The sequence below is a fragment of the Comamonas sp. BIGb0124 genome (genome assembly GCF_003752175.1).
Taxonomy (GTDB): domain Bacteria; phylum Pseudomonadota; class Gammaproteobacteria; order Burkholderiales; family Burkholderiaceae_C; genus Comamonas_F.
Map to the genome: position 1 here is coordinate 134,642 of NZ_RJVF01000001.1, position 13,469 is coordinate 148,110.

Annotated in this window: 17 protein-coding genes and 1 pseudogene; 6 read left to right on the forward strand and 12 right to left on the reverse strand. The window is 61.7% G+C overall.

Annotation, left to right across the window (positions count from 1 at the left end; all coding sequences use genetic code 11):
* Positions 1 to 9: 9 nt before the first annotated feature.
* The 3 genes from EC845_RS00580 to EC845_RS00590 all read right to left on the reverse strand — a co-directional run bounded on the left by EC845_RS00580 (position 10) and on the right by EC845_RS00590 (position 4,488).
* The gene (locus EC845_RS00580; RefSeq protein WP_233597881.1) at positions 10 to 2,175 is read right to left on the reverse strand and encodes a bifunctional diguanylate cyclase/phosphodiesterase; all 2,166 of its coding nucleotides are present in this window, start codon (positions 2,173 to 2,175) and stop codon (positions 10 to 12) included.
* A 198-nt stretch (positions 2,176 to 2,373) separates the two neighbouring features.
* Positions 2,374 to 3,246 carry a plasmid replication/partition related protein gene (locus EC845_RS00585; protein WP_123295281.1) on the reverse strand — a complete coding sequence of 291 codons (873 nt, stop codon included), beginning with the start codon at positions 3,244 to 3,246 and terminating at the stop codon, positions 2,374 to 2,376.
* A gap of 72 nt (positions 3,247 to 3,318) precedes the next feature.
* Positions 3,319 to 4,488 carry an MFS transporter gene (locus tag EC845_RS00590; protein ID WP_233597882.1) on the reverse strand — a complete coding sequence of 390 codons (1,170 nt, stop codon included), beginning with the start codon at positions 4,486 to 4,488 and terminating at the stop codon, positions 3,319 to 3,321.
* Between the two features lie 245 nt (positions 4,489 to 4,733).
* On the opposite strand from EC845_RS00590, the gene EC845_RS00595 reads away from it, so the two are divergent.
* Together EC845_RS00595 and EC845_RS00600 are read left to right on the forward strand one after the other, a co-directional pair.
* Entirely contained in the window at positions 4,734 to 4,916 is a 183-nt protein-coding gene (locus tag EC845_RS00595) for a hypothetical protein (RefSeq protein WP_123295282.1), read from the forward strand.
* Positions 4,917 to 4,998: 82 nt separating this feature from the next.
* The gene (locus tag EC845_RS00600) at positions 4,999 to 5,331 is read left to right on the forward strand and encodes a DUF1640 domain-containing protein (RefSeq protein ID WP_123295283.1); all 333 of its coding nucleotides are present in this window, start codon (positions 4,999 to 5,001) and stop codon (positions 5,329 to 5,331) included.
* A 186-nt stretch (positions 5,332 to 5,517) separates the two neighbouring features.
* Here EC845_RS00600 and EC845_RS00605 read toward each other — a convergent pair whose 3' ends face one another.
* A complete protein-coding gene (locus EC845_RS00605; RefSeq protein ID WP_123295284.1) occupies positions 5,518 to 6,033 on the reverse strand; it encodes an Arc family DNA-binding protein in 516 nt (171 codons plus the stop codon).
* A 129-nt stretch (positions 6,034 to 6,162) separates the two neighbouring features.
* Between EC845_RS00605 and EC845_RS00610 the strand changes: the two genes are divergently transcribed.
* Both EC845_RS00610 and EC845_RS00615 read left to right on the forward strand, forming a co-directional pair.
* Positions 6,163 to 6,801 carry a hypothetical protein gene (locus EC845_RS00610; RefSeq protein WP_148077201.1) on the forward strand — a complete coding sequence of 213 codons (639 nt, stop codon included), beginning with the start codon at positions 6,163 to 6,165 and terminating at the stop codon, positions 6,799 to 6,801.
* A 94-nt stretch (positions 6,802 to 6,895) separates the two neighbouring features.
* Positions 6,896 to 7,189, forward strand: coding sequence for a helix-turn-helix domain-containing protein (locus EC845_RS00615; RefSeq protein WP_233597883.1), 294 nt, complete (start codon positions 6,896 to 6,898; stop codon positions 7,187 to 7,189).
* A 301-nt stretch (positions 7,190 to 7,490) separates the two neighbouring features.
* Here the strand turns inward: EC845_RS00615 and EC845_RS22525 are convergent, their stop codons facing one another.
* The 5 genes from EC845_RS22525 to EC845_RS00635 all read right to left on the reverse strand — a co-directional run bounded on the left by EC845_RS22525 (position 7,491) and on the right by EC845_RS00635 (position 9,896).
* Complete coding sequence (locus EC845_RS22525) at positions 7,491 to 7,685, reverse strand: hypothetical protein (RefSeq protein WP_233597884.1); 195 nt, start codon at positions 7,683 to 7,685, stop codon at positions 7,491 to 7,493.
* An 86-nt stretch (positions 7,686 to 7,771) separates the two neighbouring features.
* Positions 7,772 to 7,930, reverse strand: coding sequence for a hypothetical protein (locus EC845_RS22235; protein ID WP_158615573.1), 159 nt, complete (start codon positions 7,928 to 7,930; stop codon positions 7,772 to 7,774).
* A gap of 3 nt (positions 7,931 to 7,933) precedes the next feature.
* A complete protein-coding gene (locus tag EC845_RS00625; RefSeq protein WP_148077202.1) occupies positions 7,934 to 8,500 on the reverse strand; it encodes a hypothetical protein in 567 nt (188 codons plus the stop codon).
* A 47-nt stretch (positions 8,501 to 8,547) separates the two neighbouring features.
* Positions 8,548 to 9,378 carry a hypothetical protein gene (locus tag EC845_RS22000; RefSeq protein WP_148077203.1) on the reverse strand — a complete coding sequence of 277 codons (831 nt, stop codon included), beginning with the start codon at positions 9,376 to 9,378 and terminating at the stop codon, positions 8,548 to 8,550.
* A 35-nt stretch (positions 9,379 to 9,413) separates the two neighbouring features.
* Positions 9,414 to 9,896 (reverse strand): phage virion morphogenesis protein, encoded by a 483-nt coding sequence (locus EC845_RS00635; RefSeq protein WP_255416883.1) that lies wholly within the window; start codon positions 9,894 to 9,896, stop codon positions 9,414 to 9,416.
* A gap of 256 nt (positions 9,897 to 10,152) precedes the next feature.
* Between EC845_RS00635 and EC845_RS22775 the strand changes: the two are divergent.
* Together EC845_RS22775 and EC845_RS00645 are read left to right on the forward strand one after the other, a co-directional pair.
* Positions 10,153 to 10,257: pseudogene (locus tag EC845_RS22775) on the forward strand (hypothetical protein); the annotation flags it as partial.
* 39 nt (positions 10,258 to 10,296) lie between these two features.
* Complete coding sequence (locus EC845_RS00645) at positions 10,297 to 10,830, forward strand: hypothetical protein (protein WP_123295292.1); 534 nt, start codon at positions 10,297 to 10,299, stop codon at positions 10,828 to 10,830.
* Between the two features lie 189 nt (positions 10,831 to 11,019).
* Here the strand turns inward: EC845_RS00645 and arsH are convergent, their stop codons facing one another.
* Genes arsH through EC845_RS00660 form a run of 3 tightly spaced genes read right to left on the reverse strand, consistent with a single transcriptional unit; the run spans position 11,020 to position 13,460 of the window.
* A complete protein-coding gene (arsH, locus tag EC845_RS00650) occupies positions 11,020 to 11,754 on the reverse strand; it encodes an arsenical resistance protein ArsH (RefSeq protein WP_123295293.1) in 735 nt (244 codons plus the stop codon).
* On the reverse strand, positions 11,723 to 12,154 hold the full coding sequence (gene arsC / locus EC845_RS00655; RefSeq protein ID WP_123295294.1) for an arsenate reductase (glutaredoxin): 432 nt from the start codon (positions 12,152 to 12,154) through the stop codon (positions 11,723 to 11,725). Before arsC ends, arsH begins: the two co-directional genes overlap by 32 nt.
* Before the next feature lie 19 nt (positions 12,155 to 12,173).
* Positions 12,174 to 13,460, reverse strand: a complete 1,287-nt coding sequence (locus EC845_RS00660; protein ID WP_123295295.1) for an arsenic transporter — start codon at positions 13,458 to 13,460, stop codon at positions 12,174 to 12,176.
* Positions 13,461 to 13,469: the final 9 nt, after the last annotated feature.

The following is a 13,469-nucleotide window of genomic DNA, read 5'->3' on the forward strand; positions in this document are numbered from 1 at the left end:
CGACCGGACTCAAGCCGCCGGAACGACCGGATCGCCCGCCGCCCGCTCCGCAGCCACGGGCTGCTGCGGCGACGGCGCACGCGCCTCGGTGGCGGCCTGCATCTCGGCGTGGCCACGCGCCCAGGCCAGCACATCGGCCATCGGCATGGGCCGAGCCAGGTGGTAACCCTGCATCACATGGCAGCCCAGCGTCAGCAAGGCGCGCATGTCGCTTTCGGTTTCGACGCCTTCGGCCACGACCTCGACGCCCAGCGAGCGGCCGAGCTGCAGCACCGCATCGACCAGCACCCGGTTGTTGCGTGATGCCGCCAGGTCGTGCACAAAACTGCGGTCGATCTTGAGGCGGCTCATGAACTCGCTGCGCAGCGAAGCCAGCGACGAATAACCCACACCGAAATCGTCGATCGCGATGCGCACATGGGCCGCCACCAAGGCCGCCAGCTTGCTTTCGGCGATCTCGATGTTGAGAGCGGTTTCTTCGGTGATCTCGATCTCGAGCGACGTGGTGGCGATGCCCTGCTCACGCAGGGATTCGAGCACGATGTCGTCGACCGGCAGGCGCGACATCTCGCGCGGCGAGATGTTCATGGCAACCCGCACATGTGCCAAGCCCATGGCCTGCAGTTGCCGGATGCATTCGCTCACACCCGCCAGAATCACGCGCAGCAGCGCTTCGGACTGGCCCGTGCCGGCGGCCACCGAGATCATGTCTTCGGGGGGAATCCAGCCGTGCTTGGGGTGTTTCCAGCGCAGCAGCGCTTCCAGGCTGTCGAGCCGCCGGCCGCCATCGCCCAGAATGGGCTGGAACCAGACCTCGATGCCCTGGCCGCCCTGCATGGCCTGCGCCATGTCGCGTTCGGCATCGCGCCAGCGGTCGAGCTGCCGGCGCAGGGTGGCATCGAAGATATGGAACTGGTTGCGCCCTGCCCGCTTGGCCACGTAAAGCGCCGCGTCGGCAAAGGCCAGCAGATCGCTCACGCCGGCGTGCCGCTCGACGCAGATGCCGATGCTCACGCCGAACTGGCCGTACTTGCGCACCTGCGTGCACGACACCGCCGCGATGATGCGCGCAGCCAGCGCCCGGGCCGGCGCATGCGGCGCATGCGCCGCATCCGGCGCGCCCGGCAAGCCGGCAGGCATGTCCGCGCCTGCGCTCGCGTCGGTTCTCGAGTCGTCGACCCGGGGCACATACAGAATGGCGAACTCGTCGCCGCCCAGCCGGCCGGCCACCGCCTGCTCGTCGGCCAGCTCGTGCTGCAGCAATCGGCCCACGCCGGCCAGCGCATCGTCGCCCACCTGATGGCCGAACACATCGTTGATGGCCTTGAAGCCGTCGAGATCGAGCAGCAGCATGCAGGGAACCGGTGCGGCATCGCGGCCCTTGCCCGGTGCAGCCAGCAACCGCTCGGCGGCCTGCATGAAACCGTCGCGGTTGAGCAGCCCGGTCAGGCCGTCGTGCATCGAGCGGCGGCGCATCTCTTGCGCCACGTCTTCGGCGCGGGCATGGGCAGTGCGCAGGGAACGCGCCATGGCCGTCGCCTCGTTGCGCAGGCGGCTGCTGGCACGAAAACCCAGCTCGCTGAGGCGGCTGATGCGGATCAGCGCCCCCAGGTACAGCATCACCGTGACCGCCAGCGCGATATGGTCGAAACCGCCCGCAACCCAGAGACACCCCACGGCCGACAGCAGCGGCGGCGCAACGAAGGCCATGGGCACTGCCGCATAGGCCGGTGCATGCGTGACCGAACCGGCCGTGATGCCGCACACCACGGTGAGATAAAACACCGCCTGCGGCGAGGTATAGCCCTCGCACAGGATGGGCACCAGGGCCCAGGCCAGGCCCGACACGAAGGCACTGACCCAGGCCAGCCGCAGATGGCGCTCCACCCCGTGATGGTCGGCACCCTCGGCCTCGTTCTGCCCGGCGGATGCGGTCTCGCTACGGGGATACGGCCAGCGGCACAGCACGATGCGGCCGAGGTTGACCGCGCTCGAGAGCACGAACCACAACACGCCCTCGAGCACCAGGCCCGAGTTGATCGCCACCAGCATGCCCGCCACGCCCAGTGCCACATTGACCGGAATGGCGGTCAGCACGCTGCGCCTGATGGAGGAAAGCTGATCGGCCCGAACCAGGCGGCTCAGCATGCCGCTGTCCACCGTATCGATGGACAAAGGCGTAGTTTCCGGTTGAACCATGACTTTAAAGTGAGCGCTGGGGCGTTGTATCAGTGCATGAAGCGTGCAGGAATATTCGCACACTTCGCCTGGGCACGGTTAGGGGCGTTTCCAGGGTGTGTACTTTAGACGTCGTCCAGTCTCTATTTCGGATCACTGCCCCGCCAAGACCGGGCATCTCTCGTCAACCTCTCGTCACTCCGGCAGCGACTGGCCGCTGGCTTGCAGGGCCTGGCGTGCACGGTCGAGCTGCAGGCGCAGGCTCTCGTTTTCTTCGGTGAGCTCGGCCACGCGCTGGCGCAGGGCCTGCACGTCCTCGGCCGAGGCTTCTTCGTCGCCCTCGGGCTTGTCCTCGCGCGGCTTGCGCTTGGCGTCGCGCACGCGCTTGGCAGCCAGCTTGAGCTCGTCGCGGCCACCCAGGGCGGCGGCGGCCTGTTCCTCGGCAGGCAGGCTGGCCACGGTGGCGGCAGCGCTCAAGGTGATCTCGCCGGCCCGCACGGCCGCGACCAGCTCGGGCGCGGCATGCTTCTGGATCTTTTCGATCATCACCACCTGGCTGCTGCTCAGGCGTGCGGCCTTGGCCAGCGCTTCACGGGTGTTGAGCGACTGGCTTTCGGCCGAGACCACCACCGCAGCCGGTGCGGCCGGTGCATTGGCCGAAGGCGGCACGCCGGGCACGGAATCGTCCCAGGGCAGATCGTCCGGATCGACGGGCGTCACCGGCGCGGCACCACGGCGGCCCCGGCGCTCGGTCAGGATCTCGCGCTTGCGCAGCGCCAGCACGCCGCGCTGGAAGTCGGACACGCTGCGGCGGCCCAGATGCTGGTCGATCATCCACAGGTGCACGTCCTCGATCGACTTGAAATGCGTGTTCTGCACCGTATTGAACGGCAGGCCGTGCTTCTGGCAGATGCCATAGCGGTTGTGACCGTCGACCAGCACGTCGCCCCATAGCACCAGCGCGTCGCGGCAACCCTCTGCGAGGATGCTGCGCTCGAGCGACTCGTACTCCTCGGGGGTCAGCGGATCGATATAGGCCTTGAGTTCTTCGTTGACGACGATATCCATGGGTGCAGCAGATTCAAAAATAAAGTTGAGACAAGGGGCGCGATTGTAGTGAGGCCGCAGGCCGACCGGCGCTTACAGGCGCCGGGCGCTTGCCGCCACACCCAGCATCAGCACCGCCAGGCCCATGAAAGCCGCCTGCAGGCTGCTGGCATGGGCCACAAAACCGATCAGGGCCGGCCCCATCAGCACGCCGGCATAACCCAGCGTGGTGATGGCCGGAATCGAAACGCTCGGCGGCATGTCCGGGTGGCGGCCCGCCAGAGAAAACATCACCGGCACCACATTGGCGCAGCCCAGGCCCACCAGCGCATGCCCCAACAGCGCCAGCCCCGCATGCGGCACCAGCACGATCAGCAACAGCCCCGCGCCGGCCACCAGGCCGCCCCCCAGCACCGCGCGGCGCTGGCCCAGGCGCTGGATGACCGCATCGCCCGTGAGCCGGCCCAGCGCCATCGTCGCAGAGAAAAGCGCAAAACCCAGCCCCGCCTGCGCCGCCGGCATGCCGCGCAGATCGGCCAGGAACACCGCGCTCCAGTCCAGCATCGCGCCTTCGACCAGAAAACACGCCAGGCACAGCAGCCCGATAAACAACACGCCACCGCGCGGCAACTGGAAAGCCGGGCCATGCGCGCCGGCCGCCCGCTCTTGCCGCCAGTGCGGCGCGGCCCAGACCGTGCAGCCCACTATCAGCAACAGCATCACGCCACAGGCCGCCAGCGGCACCAGGCCCAGGCTCAATAAGCCGCTCATGGCCGTGGCGCCCAGCAGGCCGCCCACGCTGTAGAGACCGTGGAATCCCGACATCATCGGCCGCTCGCTGTCGCGCTCGACCGCCACAGCCAGCAGATTCATCGCGCAATCGAGCGCCCCCGCCCCCGCACCGAACACAAACAGCGCCCCAGCCAGCAACCACCAGGTCGAAGCCCAGGCCAGCAGCGGCAACATCAGCGCGATCAGCGCCACCGCCCCCACCAGCACCTTGCGGCAGCCCAGCCGCGCAGCCAGCGCTCCGGCCATCGGCATCGCCAGGATGGAGCCCGTGCCCAGGCACAGCAGCAGCAGGCCCAGACCGCCTTCGTCCAGCCCGGCACGGGCCTTGGCAAACGGCACCAGCGGCGCCCACACCGCCACCGCCACGCCGGACACCAGGAACGCCAGCCGCGTGGCGTACTGCTGCGCGCGCAAAACCGCCGCCGGAAGAACCGAAGACGAAGAAATCGAAACTGGGGAATCGGGAGACACAGACAACACCTCGACCGCAGACAGGCGATCGCGGCGCCGATCATAACGAAGCCGCATGACGCACCACCGGATGCCCCGCAGAGCAGCCACGGCATGCACGGCACCCACAGCCATAGCCACGGCCAAAGCGACCGCACGCCCCGCCAGGCGGTTAACATGCCGCGCGGGCCCTGCCCCTGCCTGCGCCCTGCCCCGCTCGCCTGCTCGTTCTTTTACCCGCCCTGCCCTGCACTGCTGCCCCGCCCATGGACTTCCTCAAACTCGCCCTGCTGCTGGCCTTCCCTGCCCTGGTCTGGATCGGCATTGCCCGCTCGCTGATCCAGCGCGGTATCGCGACCCACGTCGCCCACACCATGGGCGCCATTGCGGCCATGCTGGTGCTGGTGGGGGCCTTGTTGTCGGTTTCGACGCTGTTCAAGGCGGGTTGAGAACCGCCTGCCTGGGCACCGGCCGCTGGTGAACCACTGGCGAGAAAAGTTTGGTTTTAGGATGCGACCAACAGGAGATAACATGGCCGACGTGACCTTCGACACGCACCAGTTCATCAAGACACTCGAAGCCGCAGGCATGCCCATCGCGCAAGCCGAAGCGATGTCGGTCGCCGTGCGCGAGTCGCACGACGCCACCGACCTCGCCACCAAGGCAGACCTCAGAGCTTGCGAATCAGGCATGCGCTTTGATCTCGAAAGGCTTGAGCAGCGTCTGGACGCGAGAATCGATCAATCGGAAGCCCGCCTCGACAGCAAAATCGACAAGCTGGAACTGCGCATGACGATCAAGCTCGGCACGATGCTGGTCGCCGCCGTCGGTCTGTTTGCAGGTGTAACGAAGCTGATGCAGTAACCCGCCTTGAGGGCCGAGACGCAGAATCCGGCCGAAATCACGAAGAAATCCGTATCAGCCAGGGCTCAAGGTGACTTTTTTTGCATTCCATGCCCCAGAAAACAGTTCTGGCGAGCGATTTTCAGCAGATTTCTGTACGGGCAGATGCGATTGAGCGGCATGCTCAGGTCATGCCCGCATCGAGTCTCAAGACGTCGAATCCGAAGACCCCGACCCCGAGTTGTCGGCCACCGCACGCTGGAGCGCAACCAGTGCGTCGTCCATGCGTTGCTTGGCCACGGTCAGCTCCGACTCACGGCGGCGGGCCAGTTCCTGAAGCGATGACTCTGCGGGGCGAGGCTCGTGCGCGATGCGCTCCAACTGGTTGTATTGCTTGATCAGGCGAGTGTCGAACTTCTGCTCGGCCAGCGTCTGGACCAAGCCCTGGACGATCTCGTCGACCATCGCCCTTTCAGTGAGCTGCACCTGCTCCCGGTAACGGGCCTGGCTCAACTCGAACTGCAGCGTAGCGATCAAGCTCAGGATTTCCGAGGAAGTCTCTGTCGCGGTGAAGCTGGTGTCGAGTCGGGCGACGATCTCTGCGTTCATCGTGCGACCGTTGGCTTTTGCGGCATCTTTGATCCCGTCGCGCATGCCATCCGGCAACCGCACCAACACCTTGTCCGCCACATCGGACGGGTACCCAGACTTCTCTTCTGTCATACGCCACCGACTCCTCGTCTTTGATAGGAAAAAATAAATGTATCGAATCGATATAAATCGATTGCCCTAAAGATGTCGAGTCGCTATATTGATCGATATGGCAACTCGATATTCTACGAGAGGATCCAGATGGCAACGAACGACAAGCGTAAGGCAGGGACGGTGGATCACCACGTCCTGAACTTTGATCGAACCGGGCAAAAAGACGACTTAAAACGTCAAGCTGCTGCGGGGAAACAAAGCTTGAATCAGCACCTCCTCATGCTCATAGCGGTTGGTGAACAAGCCATGAAGCGAGTAGAAAAGCTTGACGTCGCCGACGCCGTCATTGCTGATCTCCACCACCTCAAAGCCGTGCTGACGATCTTGAGCCACACGTTTGGTGGTGACTGCTCCGCCAGTGATCGACCCGAGGAGCTTCAACTGTGCTTGGTCATCCAATGGGCCAGCAATGTCGCGGAACGTTCATACCTCACGGTCAGTGAAAGTACCTCGACCTACGGTGACTTGGCAACCGAGCTCATGGAAATGAGCGCACTGCTGACTCTGATCGATACAACGAACCTCGCGCTCGACATGAAGATTGCATTCAACGATGAGCTGATGAGCGGCTATCTCGACGCGTTGGCGAAGTGTGCGGAGCGAGCGTTGAGAATGATCAATGCTGGCAACGCAGTAGAGAGCATCAGGGAGAGGCGGTCGTCACAGCACCGCGAGGCGGAAGGCCAAGTGCCCCATCCAGCCAAAAAAACAGCGAAAGCGGCCTGACTTTGAAGCCAAGTCAAGGCACGGTCGTTGTCGAAACGCGCTTTGCTTGCACTCACCCGAACAGGAAACCGCCATGCCAAGCCCACAGCTCACCATGTTTCCACTCGAGCAGCGACTGCTTTCCGAATTGGGAGAGCGGTTGCGCCAGGCCCGCGAACGACGCGGCTTCAGTCACACATTTGTGGCGCGCGGCGCGGGTGTCTCGCTCGCGGCCGTTTGCAAGGTCGAAGCGGGTGACCCGGAAGCTGTCTTGGGCCTGTACTTGCGTGTGTTGGCGGTGCTGGGATTGGAAGGCGACCTCGGGCGACTGGCTGCGGATGAGCGGGTGATACCGAGGGTGGAAGAGTTGGGGTTGGGGATGCGGGCGTTGCCGAAGCGAGGGTTCTGAAGAAGGTGGAGTTGAATCGCCCCGGATTCTCTAGACACTCTTGAGCCGTTGGAAATGGCGTCGTTCGAACTCTACAGGCGGAGTATCGCCCGCAGTCCTTCCATGATTTGAAAGCTCCTGAAAAGAGGTTATCGAACGATGGCTGCCGCCTCGGCGTAGCTCACCTTGTTCTCGGCCGCGTACTGCTTGATGCGAACATCCAGCGCGGCGCGTCGTTGTTGATAGAGACGTCGCTGTAGCCCTGGTCCGCAAAGCTCACGACTTCACCGGGCTTGGCGGTCTTGCCGGCGCCTGCCGCGTCCTAGGTGGCGATCTCGCCGCCCTGAACGATCTCTGGCAACTTGCCCAACTCATCCATCAGCGCCTGATGCAATGGCTTGGCTGCCTCTCCGTCGCCGAAGGACACAACGCCAACTTGCCCTTGCGGTGTGGCCAAGTGGTCAAGCGTGGCCACCAGGACGTCACGGTAGCCGGAGGGCCAGCGGCGTTGTGCCACCAAAGCATCGGCAAAGCTGACGTGGTCGCCGTGCAGCTCGGCGACTGCTGCCTTGGCTGGTCGGCCTGATGGCTTTTGTTCAAAGCCTAGGCGGCTTCCGCGCGATGCCGAAGCGCCTCGAGTTCTGCCTTTTCGGCATCGGTCATGGTGGAGCGCTCGTTTTGAGGGGGTGCCGTGTCGGCAAAACTGCGCAGGCCCGGCGCAGTGGCGGGTTGAGATTCGGCACGCTGGCTCAGTTCAGCCAAGGACTAGATTTCCCAATCGGGCAGTACCCGATCTGCCTGTTCCAGGCCCTGGGTAGATATGAAGTGGTCGCGCAGCCGGCGCAACATGCGGGCAATGACCGAGCCGCCGTAGGCCGGTAAGTCACCATCGCCGAACGAGACGGACACCACGCCTGTGGTGTCGCCAGCGAATGAGATCACCTTGCCGTTGAGACCCTCGAGGGCGGGCGTGGCGCCGCCGAGGTAGCCCACATGGCGCAAGTACCACTTGCCGGGCGTAGGGTTGTTGGGGGCGCTGGTTGTGAAGAAGCTGGCGCTGGGGTGCTTGAAATTGCCCTTGCGGCGCAGCTCGTTGAAATCAGGATCGACCTGGCCCTCAACGCCGATCAGCTTGCCATCGGCAAAGCTGACCTTGTCGATATACCCGAACGACGGTGACGTGAGCGTCGGGTGGCCCACCACGATGGGGGCTTCACACAGATTGGGGTCGTAGGTCGCGACGACTTCACGGAGTATATCTTCCGTGAATTCGACCACAGCGCCTTCTACGCTAGTGGCCTTGCCGACCTTGGAGATATTGAGGGTTGCCATGCCGCCATGGTGGCGGGCACAGCGTCTTAGAAGATGAGTGACGCACGTTACGTGATCACTATGTCAGACCTCTCTATTTTTTTGAATGCCAGTCTTGGCGATTCACAGCCTGTTGCTGTGAACTTTAATTCGTAACATGCGACAGTAGAGCTTCCGTCTGCATCAAAATATCTTAATACCAAGGATACATTTTCATTTAGCTTTTCACGATGCGCTGTGATATACAAAGGAAAATAATCTCCCGGGGAGAGTCTCTCATAGCTAATTTTATTGTGAATTAATTTGTAACTTTGGGATTCAAATTCAAGGAACTCCAATACGCAAGGTGCTCCAACATTTCTTATTGAGAGATTCAGCTTCCAGTAAGCATGTTCATTTAGACCTGACGTTTCAATTTCAATTTTGAAGATGGGCTGCTTGGCTTGATATGCAATTCTCTCTGCCTGCGCATCCTTCAAGTGCCGGCGTCTTGTTTCAAATTCCTGATTTCTGACTTGACGCTGGGTTTCTCTAGCGATTCCCTCATGGTATTCAAGCTGCTTTTGCGACGCCTCAACCAAGGCCCTTTGTTGCTCTACCGTTTCTTTCAGCTGCTTTGTCTGCGCCTCAAACGCTTCATTACTCTTGCGAAGTTCTTCGCCTTGTTGAAAATAGCCCAAAACAAGCCAAGCAAATGCTAGAGGACCAAAAGCGCCAGCTAGTAGATCACCAAGAGCATTCGGGTCAAGTCCTGAAATTTTCCCCCACTTTTTATTAATATAAAAACCAAATCCAATTAAATATATTGGTGTTCCAATTTTTAGCGCCCAACTTAAAATCAGTGAGACCCGATTTCTCAGTCCTGTGGCGATGTTACTGATTGATGGTTCTTCTGACATGACTCCCCCGTATCTGGTGTTAGGTCATGATAGTCTCATCTTGCAAGGCCGTTCTGCGCTAACGTCCTCCAATACCAACGCACCACATCCTCCGTCATGTACCGTATGTCCGTCTTGGTCATCTTCAGGAACGGCCGGGCCGGGATCTCACTACCAGGATGGCAGACTTGGCGAACAACGATGCCGCCGAATGACAGCGCGCGTTTGGCCTTGGGCCTGATGACATGGGCCTTGGTGCGGCCGCCGAACTGGTGGATGGCGGCGTAGGCCACGTTGGTGCCCACGGCTGCTTCGTAAGCTGAATGCCGTGTGACGATGCTGCTGGCCAGGTGGCCGCTGCGCTGCAGGATCTTGCCTGGCCAGGTCCCTTGCTTGGCGCGGGAATCCTTGGTGCTCTGCTGCAGGTCTTTCCACTTCGCCCGGCCCTGGGCCTCGAAGTTGTCCTCGACGGCCGACAGCATGATGCCGGCGACATCGCGCATCAGTGGGCGGTGTTCTGCATCTCGCCAGCGGCGCAGCGCAAGTCGGCCGCTTCCTCGAACTTCATGCGTCCTTCCCTCGCGACGGACGAGGAAAAGTCCGCTCGCAGCAAGTTACCGACATCCTGAAAAACACGATCTACGCCGGTTACTACGCGGTGCCAACGTGGACCATCGGTCTGACCAAGGGCATTCATGAACCGCTATCAGTTGGGCCACGCATGAGCGCATCAAGGACCGGATCAAGGAAGGCACGCGGGCTGCGACTCGCAAGGACATCAACGCCGACTTCCCCTTGCGGGGTTCGGTCCAGTGTGGGCATTGCAACTCGCCGTTCACCTCTGGATGGTGTCAAGGCCGGAGCACGAAATACCCTTACTACTCCTGCGCCAATAGCGCCTGCAAGAAGGGCTACGGCAAGTCGATCAAGCGCGACGTGATGGCAAGTGACTTCGCTTCGCTGGTCTCACAGGCCAGCCCCGCACCGGAGATTCTCAGAACCGCGTATGCGATGCGGGAGAAACTGTGGGCGCATCAGAGCGCCCTTGCAGAGGGAAAGATGGCGTCTCTGAAGTCCGAGTTGATCAACATCGAGCGGCAAGTCGGATTGCTTCTGGACCGCATCGTAGAGGCTCAGGTACCATCAGTTATCAATGCCTATGAGCGACGTATCAAGCTGCTGGAAGAGCAGCGTGTGAGCGTGAATGAAACGCTGTCGCGCCGGAATGAACCTGTTCGCTCGTTCGAGCGTACGTGCCAAGCGGCGCTGAAATTCTTGGCCGATCCCCTCGCGCTGTACAAGCTTCCGAACATGGATATCGAGAGGCTGGTGATAGGGTTGATCTTCTCGAAGCACCCGTCATACACCCGGGAAAAAGGCTTCTTTGAACCGGAACTATCCAGTCCTATCAATAACTTAGGTCAATTTCAAGCCAAAAAACAAAATGGTGGAGCTGGGGGGAGCCGAACTTAAAGTGTCTCCCCACCAAAAACTCGTTGTCTTTCAATGACTTAGGGCACTGCTACAAAGCTCCACTACGTTTAGACGGTCGAGGGCGTTGAAAAGTGTGCCCCCAAAGTGTACCCCGTGGTGTGCCCCCTGCGGCGTTTCCATGAGCCGTACCCTCTGCGGACGGCGGTTCAATTCCGCAATGTGCCCGGCTCAAATTCTTTTGAGGGCCACGCGCTTCGACACTGCTTCGGCGCTCTCCCGTCGCTCGCTGTATCGGTCGACTAAATAGGGCGAGCAGTCCCGCGTCAGCCATGTGAATTTCATCAACTCCTCCATGACGTCCACCACGCGCTCGTAGTATGCGGAGGGTTTCATCCGCCCTGCCTCGTCAAACTCCAAAAACGCCTTCGCGACCGACGACTGATTGGGGATGGTGATCATCCTCATCCAACGCCCTAGAACGCGCATTTGGTTTACCGCGTTGAAGGATTGGGAGCCGCCCGACACCTGCATGACGGCGAGCGTCTTACCCTGTGTTGGCCGGACCCCTCCGATTTCGAGCGGAATCCAGTCAATCTGCGCCTTCAAGATGGACGACATGGCCCCATGACGTTCTGGCGAACACCACACCATGCCCTCCGACCATTGGGCAAGCTCGCGAAGCTCCGCCACCTTGGGGTGGTCATCGGGCGCACCATCCGGCAGGGGTAGCCCTGCCGGGTTGAAGAATCGCGTTTCTGCACCCATTGCACGCAGCAAACGTGCACCCTCTTCGGCCACTAGCCTGCTGTATGAGCGGTCCCGCAGGGAGCCATAAAGCAGCAGGATGCGCGGCGGGTGCGTGGCGCGCACAGGCGGGGCAAGCTTGGCCTCGTCAAGCGCCTGAAATGCCTCTTGGTCGAGGTTTGGGAGTTCACTGCTGGGCGACACGGTTGCCCCCTGCATCGATGACCTGCTCCCCATCCTCTTTGGAAAATGCGCCTTGCTGGCGTCCGGGCAGGATGTCCAACACCACCTCAGAGGGTCGGCACAGCTTGGTGCCCAGAGGCGTGACCACGATTGGCCGATTGATGAGGATGGGGTGCGCCAGCATGAAGTCGATGAGTTGGTCATCCGTCCACTTGGCATCGTCCAGCCCCAGCTCGTCGAAGGGCGTCCCCTTGCGGCGCATGACCTCTTTGGTGGTGAGCCCGGTTCCCGCAATGAGAGATTTCAGCGTATCGCGGTCGGGGGGCGTTACCAGGTACTCGATGACCGTGGGCTCTTCCCCGGAGTTGCGAATCAGCGCGAGGGTGTTGCGCGAGGTCCCGCATGCCGGGTTGTGGTAAACGGTGATGGAGGTCATGGCAGTGAGGGCAAACAGGTTAGGCGAAGCTCAGGCGCAAGGCCAGAGCGGCGAGTGTGGCGGCCAGGACGGGCACGGTCAGCACGACGCCCACACGGAAGTAGTAGCCCCATGCGATGGTCGTGCCCTTACGCGAAAGAACATGGAGCCAAAGCAACGTGGCGAGGCTGCCGATGGGGGTGATTTTTGGGCCGAGGTCGCAACCGATGATGTTGGCGAACACCATGGCGTCTTTGACCACGCCGGTCGCCGAGGACTGCTCGATGGACAGCGCGCCCACCAGTACGGTCGGCATGTTGTTCATGACGGACGAAAGCCCCGCAGCAACGAAGCCCGTGCCGAACGTGGCCCCCCAGACTCCGGCCTTCGCGAAGTGGTCTAGCAATGCGGCCAAATGAGTCGTTAAACCGGCGTTGCGCAGGCCATAGACCACCAAGTACATCCCGAGGGAAAAGACCACGATTTGCCATGGTGCGTTTCTCAGTACGGTCTGCGGTTTGATGACATGGCCCCGTGCTGCCACAGCCAGCAAAGCAGCCGCGCAAACTGCTGCGGTCGCGCTCACGGGCACGCCCAGCGGTTCAAGGCCAAAAAATCCCACCAGCAGGACCACAAGCACGGCCCAGCCCGCGAGAAACGTCTTGCGGTCGCGAATGGCGTCTTGCGGTTGTTTGATTTGGCGCGGGTCGTAGGTTGCGGGCACGTCCTTGCGAAAGAACAGGTACAGCACGCCCAAACTCGCAGCAACCGCGACGATGTTGACCGGCACCATGACGGAGGCGTATCGGTTGAACCCGATATCGAAGAAATCCGCCGACACTATGTTGACGAGGTTGGACACCACCAACGGCAGGCTCGCCGTGTCGGCAATGAAGCCCGCCGCCATGACAAACGCCAAGGTCGTTGCGGGCGAAAAACCCAAGGCGACCAGCATCGCCAAGACGATGGGCGTCAAAATCAGGGCTGCGCCGTCGTTGGCGAACAGCGCCGACACGCACGCCCCCAGCAGCACGATGAAGGCAAACAAGCGCGGCCCACTTCCACCGCCCCAGCGGGCAACGTGAAGCGCGGCCCACTCAAAAAACCCGGCTTCGTCCAAGACCAAGCTGATGACGATCACCGCCACAAAGGTCGCCGTCGCATTCCAGACAATGCCCCAAACCACGGGTATGTCTGCGAGGTGCACCACACCGGTCGCAAGCGCCACCAACGCACCCGCCGTGGCACTCCAACCGATGCCCAGCCCGCGAGGCTGCCAAATCACGAATATCAGGGTGGCGACAAAAATGGCCACGGCCAGGAGCATCGAGGCGTT

Coding starts and splice junctions, on each gene's coding strand:
- EC845_RS00585 (WP_123295281.1), bottom strand. CDS start 3,246: ATGGATATCGTCGTCAACGAAGAACTCAAGGCCTATATCGATCCGCTG.
- EC845_RS00595 (WP_123295282.1), top strand. CDS start 4,734: ATGGACTTCCTCAAACTCGCCCTGCTGCTGGCCTTCCCTGCCCTGGTC.
- EC845_RS00600 (WP_123295283.1), top strand. CDS start 4,999: ATGGCCGACGTGACCTTCGACACGCACCAGTTCATCAAGACACTCGAA.
- EC845_RS00605 (WP_123295284.1), bottom strand. CDS start 6,033: ATGACAGAAGAGAAGTCTGGGTACCCGTCCGATGTGGCGGACAAGGTG.
- EC845_RS00610 (WP_148077201.1), top strand. CDS start 6,163: ATGGCAACGAACGACAAGCGTAAGGCAGGGACGGTGGATCACCACGTC.
- EC845_RS00615 (WP_233597883.1), top strand. CDS start 6,896: ATGTTTCCACTCGAGCAGCGACTGCTTTCCGAATTGGGAGAGCGGTTG.
- EC845_RS00625 (WP_148077202.1), bottom strand. CDS start 8,500: ATGGCAACCCTCAATATCTCCAAGGTCGGCAAGGCCACTAGCGTAGAA.
- EC845_RS22000 (WP_148077203.1), bottom strand. CDS start 9,378: ATGTCAGAAGAACCATCAATCAGTAACATCGCCACAGGACTGAGAAAT.
- EC845_RS00645 (WP_123295292.1), top strand. CDS start 10,297: ATGGCAAGTGACTTCGCTTCGCTGGTCTCACAGGCCAGCCCCGCACCG.
- arsH (WP_123295293.1), bottom strand. CDS start 11,754: ATGCAGGGGGCAACCGTGTCGCCCAGCAGTGAACTCCCAAACCTCGAC.
- arsC (WP_123295294.1), bottom strand. CDS start 12,154: ATGACCTCCATCACCGTTTACCACAACCCGGCATGCGGGACCTCGCGC.
- EC845_RS00660 (WP_123295295.1), bottom strand. CDS start 13,460: ATGCTCCTGGCCGTGGCCATTTTTGTCGCCACCCTGATATTCGTGATT.